Annotated in this window: 5 protein-coding genes and 1 other RNA gene; 5 read left to right on the top strand and 1 reads right to left on the bottom strand. The window is 36.7% G+C overall.

The genetic code is table 11. The features are described from left to right. Positions 1-208: a transfer-messenger RNA gene (ssrA, locus tag GX497_02845) on the top strand; the annotation flags it as partial. A gap of 276 nt (positions 209-484) precedes the next feature. Next, entirely contained in the window at positions 485-2,173 is a 1,689-nt protein-coding gene (locus GX497_02840; protein ID HHY72165.1) for an EAL domain-containing protein, read from the top strand. An 85-nt stretch (positions 2,174-2,258) separates the two neighbouring features. Here GX497_02840 and GX497_02835 read toward each other — a convergent pair whose 3' ends face one another. Then, positions 2,259-2,888: a bifunctional 4-hydroxy-2-oxoglutarate aldolase/2-dehydro-3-deoxy-phosphogluconate aldolase gene (locus tag GX497_02835; protein ID HHY72164.1), complete on the bottom strand. Its 630-nt coding sequence runs from the start codon at positions 2,886-2,888 to the stop codon at positions 2,259-2,261. Between the two features lie 150 nt (positions 2,889-3,038). Here GX497_02835 and GX497_02830 point away from each other — a divergent pair, with 150 nt between their 5' ends. From GX497_02830 to GX497_02820, 3 genes are all read left to right on the top strand, one after another. Next, complete coding sequence (locus tag GX497_02830) at positions 3,039-3,710, top strand: TerC family protein (protein ID HHY72163.1); 672 nt, start codon at positions 3,039-3,041, stop codon at positions 3,708-3,710. Between the two features lie 191 nt (positions 3,711-3,901). Continuing rightward, positions 3,902-7,723: a cadherin-like domain-containing protein gene (locus GX497_02825; GenBank protein HHY72162.1), complete on the top strand. Its 3,822-nt coding sequence runs from the start codon at positions 3,902-3,904 to the stop codon at positions 7,721-7,723. A gap of 392 nt (positions 7,724-8,115) precedes the next feature. Beyond that, positions 8,116-12,586 (top strand): leucine-rich repeat protein (locus GX497_02820; GenBank protein ID HHY72161.1); only part of this gene is annotated, 4,471 nt, incomplete at its 3' end.

The following is a 12,586-nucleotide window of genomic DNA, read 5'->3' as shown; positions in this document are numbered from 1 at the left end:
GCCCATGTGGTAGGGTCAGGGACTCACTCTTAGTGGGCTACGCCGGAGTTCGCCGTCTGAGGACGAAGGAAGAGAACAACCAGACTAGCTGCTGGGAAGCCTGTCGATAGGCTGAACAGTTAGCGAAACGCTAATATATCGACTACACTCGTAGAAGCTTAAGTGGCGATGCTTTTGGACGAGGGTTCGACTCCCTCCGTCTCCACCAAATACATACTTTGGTGGCTAATATGATTACTACACGGACTTACCGATTACGGTAGGTCTGTTTTTATTCTATACCTAATAAAATTTACATCTCAAAAAAATATTGTTCAAATAACATTTTTCTTTTCAGTATAAATGATACAATTAAAACTAGAAATTCAGAAAAGTCTGTAATAAGGAATCACATTATGATATATTAAAGAAATAAAATTAATATAAATGTTATACAGAATTATGCGTTTTTGATTAGGACTAAATACAAAAGGTGGGATAATATGTGTTTAGTAAGGAAAATAGTAACGTAGAGATTAAAAAAATGTTATTAGTCGAAGTATATGACAATATAGTTTATGCAATGGCTGTGACGGATTCAAAGAATAATATATTATTTACTAATTCAGCATTTTCGAAATTAACAGGTTATGGTGAAGAGGAAGTAATAGGTAAAAATCCGAGTATACTTAGTTCAGGTATGCATGGAAAGGATTTTTACTTGGAAATGTGGCATAGTATTCGTAAAAAGGGATTGTGGAAAGGCGAAATTTGGAATAAAAGAAAAGACGGGAAACTATTCCTTGAAGAAATTACAATCAGCGCAATTAAAGATGTTTACGGCAATGTGAAGAATTATGTATCTTTTTTCATTGATATAACTGAACGGAAAAAGCTAGAGGAAAAACTTAAGTTTCAGGCGCTTTATGATGATTTAACAAAGCTGCCAAATAGAACATTTTTTAACAATCAATTAAATCAAACTATACAGCGTGCTGTAGATTCAAACAATAGGTGTGCTGTTATTTTTCTAGATTTGGATCGCTTTAAAGACGTCAATGATTCATTAGGCCATAGTATCGGCGATGAGTTGTTAAAAGCAACAGCAATAAGACTGAAGGAGATTCTCGAAAATAAAGGAATTGTTACGAGATATGGAGGCGACGAATTTGCCATTATCCTTCATGATTTAAAAAGTAATTTCGATTGCATTTATATAGTAAATCGAATAATTAAAAGTTTTTCTAAACCATTTATCCTAAATGAGTTTGAATTATTTATAACGCCTAGTATTGGAATTAGCATCTATCCAAATGATGGCGAGGATGGGGAAAGTCTTGTGAAATTTGCTGATTCGGCGATGTACTATGCAAAGCAGGATGGAAAGAATACGTACAAGTTTTACCAGAAAGATTATATGCAAAAATCTACTGAACGGCTTATGCTTACAAATGATTTACGTAAAGCAATTGAAAACAATGAATTTTTATTGTATTATCAGCCGAAAATTTCCTGTAATACGGGTGAATTGGATGGAGTAGAGGCCTTAATTAGATGGCGTCATCCAAAAAAAGGAATGATTTCTCCTGATTTCTTTATATCATTGGCGGAAGAAACGGGCCTTATTGTTCATATTGATCAATGGGTAATGCGCCAAGCATGTCTTCAAATTAAAGAATGGCAAGAGAAAGGCTATAAGCCTGTAAAAATTGCCGTAAACCTATCGATGCTACAGTTTCAACAAAAAAATCTAGTTAAAATTATTAAATCAATTTTACAGGAGACGGGTATTCATCCTTCAAATTTGGAAATCGAATTAACAGAAAGAGTGATTATGAATAACCCTGATGTTGCATTACCTAATATTAAAAAGTTAAAATCGCTAGGAATTCAGATTTCTATGGATGACTTTGGTACCCATTATTCCTCACTAAACTATTTAAAACTATTATCTCTGAATAGCTTGAAAATTGACCAATCCTTTATACGTGACCTTTTAATAGATAAGCATGACCAGTCTATTGTAAAAGCGATGATCCAATTGGCTCACAATTTGGATTTGAAGGTGGTCGCCGAAGGTGTGGAAACGAAAGAACAATTCCAATTTTTAAAATCACAGCAATGTGATTATGTACAAGGTTTTTATTTTGATCAACCATTACCACCCGCTAAAATACTTAAATATATTTCATAGTCTTAAATGTATTTGTGCCAGTCGCTCCTTTGACGTTGTTCGCGGAGTGACTAGGCACCGAACGCATGGTGCCCAATCTACATCCTTATGCTTCCTTAATACTCTGTAATAATAATTGTGCCTTTTCGGTGATTTTTTCAAATAATCCATCAGCAATTGCAGTTTTATCAATTAAACTGTTGCCAACCCCAACACCCACAGCTCCCGCTTTTAAAAAGTCTGCTATATTGTCAGGTCTTACTCCGCCAACAGCAACCATTGGAATATGGGACAATGGCCCTTGTAATTCCTTTATATAGTTACTTCCTAAAATGCTAGTTGGAAACACTTTCACCATTTTAGCTCCAGCTTTATGTGCATTTATAACTTCTGTTGGTGTCATTACACCTGGGAGAATGCCGATATTATTTTTTAATGCAAATGCAATAACCTCCTCATCTACATTTGGAGTTACGAAATATTTAGCACCTGCAGCGGTTGCTTCCTTAGCAGTTTCTACGTCAAGAACAGTTCCTGCGCCAATATGTAACCTGTCTTCAAATCTTTCATTTAATAAGGAAATCATTTCTGGAGCGCTATTTGTATTCATAGTAACTTCAACTAGTCTGATGCCGCCATTATAAAGGGCCTGAGCAACTGGAATAATATCCTTTATTTCAATTCCCCTGATGATTGCAATCACGTGATTTTCCTTCACCAAATCATAAAATGTCATGTAATCCCCTCGCTAAATGTAGTAGTTCCTTAACATGATTGTAACAATCAAAACGGTGAGTGTTAATTATTATTTGAAATCTTGCTTTCATAATCCTTCACCTGTCCAAATATACTGAAATATTGAGTGGGTGTATTTGGGAGGGATTTGATGACAGTAGATCTGGATGCGATTATAACAGTAGTAACAATAATTGGGATTGATATTATTCTAGGTGGTGATAACGCTGTGGTCATTGCCATGGCTAGCAAAAATCTCCCAAAAGACCAAAGGAATAAGGTAATTATTTGGGGTGCAGGGCTTGCTGTTATCCTTCGGACGATTTTAACGATCTTTGCAATGATTTTATTAAAAATTCCATACCTAACATTGATTGGGGGAATATTACTAATTGGCGTTGCGATTGGATTGGTCATGGGTGAGAAAAGCGAAAAAGTTTCAGTAAAAGCTGGTACGAGTTTAGCAAGCGCCATCTCCACAATTGTTTTAGCAGACATCATTATGGGATTAGATAATGTTTTAGCTGTGGCTGGTGCGGCAAATGGGAATTATTTTTATGTAATGCTTGGACTTATTGTTTCAATCCCAATTATTATTAGCGGCAGCAAGTTAATGCTTTTCTTACTAGATAAAGTGCCTTATTTTATGTATTTGGGAGCCGCAATATTGGCTTATACAGCTGGAAAAATGATTGCCCATGATGAGGCTATTGCTGATTTCACGGATGAGATGACGGCCATCATTCCAATTATAATCGTCATAGTAGTGTTGTTTTGGTGCGTTTTATCTAAAAAAATAAATTATATACTGCTTAGAAAGTGAGTTCTAGATGTGAAAAGGGCCAGTCATTTACAACGAATGGTCCTTTTTAGTTAAAACAAGCGGATTCAAAGTCATGACTTTTTTATGACTTTTGTCATAAATAATATGACTTTTCAAGAGTATAATTAGTTTTTATGGTATAATCTGAGTTTTTTATCAAAAGGCTAGATTATTGAAATTGGGAGGGTTATATGAAAAAATTCAGCTTAATTTTTATATTATTTTTTATAGTATTATTTTTTGATAGTTCAGGAGAGGCAGCAACACCTATTGTAGCCTCTCCGATACCGAATCAAACCGCTATAGTAGGTGACAATTTAAAAATTAACGTTTTGGGAGTCTTTAAGGATCCTGATAATGAGCATTATCTAACTTTAGATGCAGTGTCAAGTAATCCTTCAGTCGCTACGGCAATTGTAGATTATAGTGACATAAAAATCACGCCGATAGCTAGTGGAACAACAACCATCACTTTAAAAGCAGATGATGGTTTTGGTGGTATAGCTACTACCTCATTTGATGTCACAGTGAAAAACAAACCTGTAGTATCTACCCCAATTCTAGATCAAATGAAAACAATAGGAACGGGTGATTTTACAATAGATGCATCGACCGTATTTACACATCCTGATGGTGATTCGATTACATTTACAGCCTCATCAAGTGATACTTTTGTGGCAACTGCAAGAGTAGAAGGCACTAATGTTATTGTAACACCTAAAGCAGGGGGAATAGCGAATATCACAGTAAGAGCAAGTGATGGAAAAGGGGGAGTAGCCGAAACAACCTTTTCATTTTTATCGAATACTGCTCCGACGGTTGAATATACTTTTTCCCCAAGACTTCATACAATAGGAACCGGGGCTGTTTTAGTTGATGCAACTAACACATTTGCTGATGCTGACGGTAACCCGCTAACGATTACAGCAACGTCAAGCGATTTAAGTATCGCTACAATTGGATCGATATCAGGAAAGCTAATATCAATAAATCCAATTTCAAGAGGAACAGTAACAATCACAATTACAGCAGATGATGGGAAAACTGGAACAGCATCAACAACACTTACGCTAATTTTAAATGAAAGACCGGTTGTTGCATCCCCGATACCTAATCAAGTACAAACGCTAGGTTTTGGTAGCCATACATATGATGCAACCAATACATTTTCAGATGCGGATGGTGATAATATCACACTAACCGCAACATCAAGTAATAATGGGGTAGCAACTGTAAGTGTATCAGGCAAAAATATTATTTTAACCCCAATAACTGCCGGAACAGCCACTATCACGATTACAGCAAAAGATGGACGCGGGGGAGAAATAACGCATTCTTTTCCGTTTTTATCAAATACTGCTCCTATAGTGGCAAATGCTATTGATTCCCAAACTTTGATAGTAGGTTCCGGAGATTTATCAGTTGACGTGACGAATACATTTTCAGATGCTGATGGAGATTTATTAACGTTAACTGCAATTTCAAGCAATCCAGGAATTGCTACGGCTAATGTCACAGGAACGATTTTAACGGTAACACCTGTTTCAGCAGGGTCAATAACGATTACGGTCACCGCAAATGATGGGAAGGATGGAATGAATGGAACAGCTGTTGCCACAGTGAATGTAGAAGTAAAGCCCATTCCTGTGTTTAAAGTGCGTTTTGAATTGGAGGATTACCCGGCGATTGTAGCTCAAGATGTTAAAAAAGGTAGTCTAGCAGTGATTCCACAACCGATTCCATTACGAGCAGGCTATACATTCGATAATTGGTATCAAGAAGCTACATGGCTGAATGTGTTTGATTTTACCAATCCGATTAATCAAGATACAACTGTTTATGGTAAATGGGAAGCCAATCAATATGCGGTCACGTATGATGGCAATGGTTCAACAGGAGGGACACCTCCAAACGCTATGAGCTATGAATACAATGCAAATGTAATCGTAGCGGGTCAGGGCAGCCTTGTGAAATCAGGTTATATATTTGCCGGCTGGAACACAGCCGCCGATGGAAATGGGATAAATTATACAGCAAATGATATGTTTGTAATGGGCAGTGCACCTATTACTCTTTATGCGAAATGGATAGAAAAACAGGCACCAATAGTAAGTGACTACCAAAAGACGACAACAAAAAATACTCAAGTGAATGGAACGGTAGTAGCGACAGACGCAGATGGTGACCCCCTCACCTATACTAAAGGAAGTGGCCCCACAAACGGGACAGTCCAAGTGAATGTGGATGGGACATGGGTATATATACCGACTATTGATTATGTAGGAGTAGATAGTTTTACAGTTATAGTAAGTAATGGATATGGAAGAAGCGCAACGTCCACAATTACTATTACTATTCAAAAACCGCCATCAACGGAAGCGACCGTACAAACCGGACAGATTGTTGGGATTAGTGATACAAAGGCAACTTTCAGTGGAACGGTAGTATCAGATGGGGATTCACCTGTTACAGAACGTGGTTTTGTTTATTCAACCGATATGAATGTGACAACAGCCGATACAATTGTTATATCCGGAAGTGGAATTGGAGCATTTACAGCTAAAGTAGTGGGATTGAATCCGAACACAACGTACTACGTTCGCGCCTATGCGGAAAATGAAAATGGAATTGCATACGGTTCAGTTGTATCTTTTTTAACAACCGGTACACCTCAGCCTGTTTTTAATCAAAAACCTGTGGCAACCGATGTCGATGTAATAGGAACAAAAACGGCAGGCTCCACATTAACAGGCAGTTATGCTTATCAAGATATGGATGGTGACGTGGAAGCGGAATCAACCTTTAAATGGTATCAAGCAGGCGACCAAAATGGGTCCAATGCAGTATCTATTACAGGAGCAACGAATACAACTTACAAACTAGTTTCAAATGATATTGGAAAATATATCGCTTTTGAAGTAACGCCGGTAGCGACAACGGGTGACACAATTGGTATAAGCGTAAAAAGCCCGTACTATGGGCCGATTCAATCATCAGCAAATGGTAGTTCAACTAGTGGTGATAGTAGTTCCGCATCATTGCTTTCATCAAATTCATATTTCATTCAGGCCTTGATGGGTGGCATTATCGAGTATGAAGGTGCAAAAATTGTTATTCCGGCTAATGCATTTCGTAATAATTTTACAGTAGTCATAACGAATGTAACAAATACTACCAATCTACCAATACAAGAAAACAGTCAACTAATTAGTGATGTTTACGAAATTACGAAAGATCAAGTAGGTAATTTCGATAAAGTTGTCACAATTACACTGCCTTTTGACAAATCAAAATATGATAAAACAAACTTTACGGTTAGTATATTCTGGTTCAATGAAGCAACGAAAGAATGGGTAGAGCTTGAAAATGTAAAAACAGATGAAAAGTCTGGGAAAGTTAGCGGTGAGGTCAATCACTTTACTAAATTTGCTATTTTAGCAACTAAAAAGGCTGACTTGCCAACAGAAGAACAAAAAGAGGCTACACAGCCGCCAACAGTTTCTTTCATAGACATTAAAGGACATTGGGCCGAGAAGGAAATCGTCGATTTAGTTTCAAAAGGTGTAATCAAAGGATTCCCGGATGGAAGCTTTAAGCCGAACAGCAATATTTCAAGAGCTGAGTTTGCCTCAATAGCAGTTAGAGCCCTTGATTTAACATGCGAACAAGGTAAAGCATTTGTAGATACAACAGATCACTGGGCGAAGGATTGTATCTCAACAGCCGTGGCAAATGGAATCGTAGCAGGAATGGACGCAGACAAATTCGCTCCAAATGCCCCAATTACCCGAGAACAAATGGCAGCCATCATTGCCCGTGCGGCTAAATTAGATGCTCAAGAAGCTGGCACTGCTTTTAAAGATGATGCTCAAATTTCCGCCTGGGCGAAATCATTCGTCGACGCGGCAGCAAAACATCAATTAGTAGGCGGCTTCCCGGATGGAAGTTTCAACCCAAAAGGAAAAGCGACAAGAGCAGAAGCTGTTGTGATGATTACTAGATTAATAAAATAATAAAAAACCAACTCCTTTTTTTGATAAAGGAGTTGGTTTTTTTAATACAAGCAGATTCAAAGTTATGACTTTTTCATGATTGTTGTCATAAAGAATATGACTTTTAAAAAGTATAATTATTTTTTAGAAAGCTTGTAGTAAAAATGCGAATTATAAGGTGAGGTGCTTTTGTAATGGCTGTTTGCAACTGTCCTAATTTTGAAAGCATATGAAAAACTGTATAGTTTTTTCTTTGATAAAGCCCATTAATTGTTAGCGTAGTATAAAATCTTCATCTATTAACTTGAAAAAACATCACCTGAAGGAGGTGAGTTTTATGATAGTGGTTCTGAAATAAGAATCATGAACTCATGTATATAAGGAACAAAAATAGTAATAGGAGGATTTTTTAAATGATGAAGAAATCTTTAAGCATACTGCTAACGATTATTTTATTATTCAACCTTCTTCCATTTGCAGTATTTGCAGAGGATACACATGCAGAAGAGCAGATTTCGCCAGTAATTACTTTAGAAGATGGCTATTCAGAAGAGCCAATGGTGCCGACTGAAAATGAGAAAGAAGAAATTTTAGAAGGCGAAATGGAGATTTTGGAAGCTGACGAAGAATCTATAGAATTTGTTCAAAACGCAGCAGACACAGGAAAAATTATAGTAAAACATTTAGTTGAGGTTAGTAACTATCCACTGAGAGAACAACATATGACAATGAGTCTAGGAACTCATACAGTATATGCCAACGATATACCAGACTGGGTCTTGGCAGAGCCTGATAGAGCAAAGGAAGTAACTTTAAGTTATAAAGACGAAATTGTAATAGTTGTGTTTTATTACAAAAAGGACATCTATGGAGGAGACTTCGAATTTGACGAAAGTACAGGGACTATAATTAATTATAGAGATAATATGGGTACTAAACCAAATGCAGTCATTCCTGAAACGATAAGGGGAGTTCCCGTAAAGAAAATTGGAGGAGAGGCTTTTAGGGGGAAAAATATAACAAGTGTTGTCATACCTAATGGTGTGCTTGAAATTGGGGAAAGTGCGTTTTTTGGAAATAAACTGGTAAGTGTTACAATACCTGATACTGTTGTTACTATTGGTAATCAGGCTTTTATGGCTAATCAATTAACGAGTATTACGATACCAAATAGTGTAACGACTATTGGCAATAAGGCTTTTCAGGGGAATCAACTAGAAAATGTAATTATTAATCATGCTGTTACGATTGGGAAATGGGCATTTTATAAAAACAAATTGGAGGATATCACCATCCCTAATGGGGTCACAACCATAGGTGAGGGAGCCTTCAATCAAAACCAATTAAAAAATATCAATTTACCTAATAGTCTAATTACCATTGAAAAGCAAGCCTTTATGTATAATCAACTAAAGGATATAACGATACCTGATAGTGTTACTATCATTGGCGAGGGGGCATTTTATGGGAATCAATTGGAAAGTGTAACTCTATCTAACAATCTAACTAGAATTGAAACTAATACCTTTTCTACTAATAAACTAAAAAATGTTACGATACCCGACAGCGTTACCAGTATTGGCATTTATGCATTTTTAAACAATCAACTGACAAGTATTGATATTCCAAAAAGCGTGACGGAAATATCTAAAATGGCCTTTGCCCGGAATCAGATTAATAATATTACTGTTCGTGGTAGTATTCCTAATTTTGACATTAGTACTTTCAATGATAATCCTGTAAAGTCTATTTCGTTACCTGGGGATATTGATAATCCTAATTTTTCAGAGGGTATTATTAATCTTCTGCCCTCTGAAATCATCATCGTAACTGATGAAAATAGCCCTGTTCACACATTGGCTGTAAACAAAGGTAGAGCAGTACAACTAACAGGTAAAACTGTAACCTTTGACTTAAAAGGGGGAGAAGGCAATTTCCCTGTTCATACTGTTAGGCTAGGAGAGCCTTTAGTTAAACCAGAAGCTAATCCTACTAAGAAAAATGCTGTTTTTAAGAATTGGCGAATAAATTCAGACTCTGCTTATGATTTTAGAAATGTAACTGCGAACATAACTATTTTCGCCGAGTGGGAGGAAATAATCCCTGACACAGCAACAATCATAGTAAAACATGTCGATGCGGACACGAAGGCGGAATTAGAAAGAGAAACATTCGTGGAAGAACTGGGAACGCATACAGTAAATGCTAAAGAAATAGCAGGCTATACATTAGCAGATGAGGCTAGCAAACAAGTAAGCTTAACTACTAAAGACGAAGAAGTAACCGTAGAATTTAATTACAAGAAAAATCAATATGAATTTGATAGAAGCACGGGAACGATAATAAATTATATTGGGACTGACGAAAATGTAATAATTCCTGAAACAATTAACGGTGTTAGTGTAGTAAAAATAGGGGACAATGCTTTTAAGGAGAAACAAATAAAAAGTGTTGTAATTCCCGACAGTGTTACTAGCATTGGTGAATATGCATTTTCGCAAAATCAATTAAAAAATATTGTTATACCTAATAGTATTACCAACATTGGAATTTACGCATTTTTTCAAAATAAACTAACAGAAGTTAATATACCAAACGGCATTACTACTGTTGAAGATGGTGTGTTTTCAGAAAATCAACTGGAAAGTATCGTTATCCCGGAAAGCGTTACTAGTATAGGTAATTTTTCATTTACACAAAATCAACTAAAAAGCATTGTTATGCCTAATAGCATAATTAGCATTGGGGTTTATGCATTCTACGATAATCAGCTAACAAATATAAATATTCCATATAGTATGACAAATATTTCGAATGGAACCTTTAAGAAAAATCAGCTAGTAAATGTTGTTGTTCCTAGTAACATCATTAAAATAAACAATGATGCTTTTTTTCAAAACCCACTAGAGTATATTTCGATATCTAGTAATACTACAGATATATACTTTAAGGAAAATAGTTATCCTGATGTCATTCCAAGCTCAACCGTTGTAATAGCTGTGGAAAACAGTGTAGCCCATTCATGGGCTATAAATAAAGGTATATCGGTACAATTAGTGGGTAAAACTGCAAATTTTGATTTAAATGGTGGAGAAGGAGATTTTCCTGTTCATACGATTAAATTAGGAGAGCCATTAGTCAAACCTGAAGCTATTCCGACTAAAAAGAATGCCGTTTTTAAAAATTGGCGAATAAATTCAGATTCTGTTTATGATTTTAGAAATGTCACCGGGGATATCACTATTTTCGCCGAGTGGGAAGAAATAATCCCTGACACCGGGACAATCATAGTAAAATATGTCGATGCAGACACGAAGGCGGAATTAGAAACGGAAACATTCGTGGAACAACTGGGAACCCACACTGTAAATGCTAAAAAAATAGTGGGCTATACATTAGTAGGTGATGAAAGTAAGGAAGTTACTTTAACTACTAAGGATGAGGAACAAATAGTAGAGTTTCAGTACAAAAAGGATCTTTTCCTATTTGATGAAAGCACGGGAACGATAATTAATTATATTGGGACTGAGCAAAATGTAGTAATTCCTGAAACAATTAACGGTGTCAGTGTAGTAAGCATAGGAGACAACGCCTTTAAGGAGAAACAATTACAAAATGTTGTTCTGCCAAATACTGTTGAAAGTATCGGAAACTATGCATTTTACAGGAATACTCTTCAAAGCATTGCTATTCCGGAAAGTGTAACTAGCATTGGAAGGGAGGCATTTGCTTATAATCACCTGAAGAGTATTATGATTCCAAGTACCGTTACTAGTATGGAAATGAATTCCCTAAACGATAATCCTTTGGAGTTTATTTCAATAGCTAGTCGTGGTGAAATTAAAGACTCTAACGCTACGATTCCAAGCTCAGCCATCGTAATAGCAGAACAATATAGTCTAGGGTATTCATGGGCTGTGCATAATAAGATGTCAATCCAATTAATAGGAAAAACTGCCACTTTTGATTTAAAAGGCGGGGAAGGAGATTTTCCATCTTATACGATTAAATTGGGTGAGCCATTAGTCAAACCTGAAGCTATTCCTACTAAAGAGAATGCTGTTTTTAAGGATTGGCGAATAAATTCAGGCTCTGCTTATGATTTTAGAAATGTAACAGCGGACATAACCATTTTCGCCGAGTGGGAAGAAATAATTCCGGACACAGCAACAATCATAGTAAAACATGTAGATGCAGACACGAAGGCGGAATTAGAAACAGAAACAGTAACGAAGGAACTGGGAACCTACACGGTAAATGCCAAAGAAATAGCCGGCTATACATTAGTAGATGCTAATAGTAAGGAAGTAATTCTATCTATTAAAGATAAAACAGTAATAATAGAGTTTAACTACAAGAAGGACCCAACACTGGATAGCGTGGAGTCACTCGCTGACATGGAGGTATCCTATGGAACACCCCGTTCATCATTGGCGTTGCCGTCAACAGTTCAAGTGACTTTAAGCAATCAAACAAGTCAGAGTCTAGTGGTCACATGGGATAACGGAACCCCAACGTATGATAGCGAAGTAGCAGGAGAGTATATATTCACCGGAACATTGGCAGGGGATGTAAGGAATCCACAAAATATAACTGCGAAGCTGAAGGTGATTGTCAAACCGAAGCCGGTGAATCCAAAGGAGCCTGAAGCTCCAACATGGCCAAATGGCAGTGTATTAACGGTATCGGACATCACGCAAACAAGCATGAAACTTTCCTGGCCAAGTGCGACAGATAGCGTCGGAGTTACTGGGTATCGAATTTATGTCGATGGCATGGAGTATGTAACTGTAGCTGATAATGTGAACGAACAAGTTGTTACCGGACTGAAAGCAGATACAAGCTATACATTTGCCATCAAAGCATTTAATGAAGCGGGGAAAG

The sequence above is a fragment of the Bacillus sp. (in: firmicutes) genome, from assembly GCA_012842745.1.
Taxonomy (GTDB): domain Bacteria; phylum Bacillota; class Bacilli; order Bacillales; family Bacillaceae_J; genus Schinkia.
This window is presented reverse-complemented; position numbering and strand designations above follow the sequence as displayed.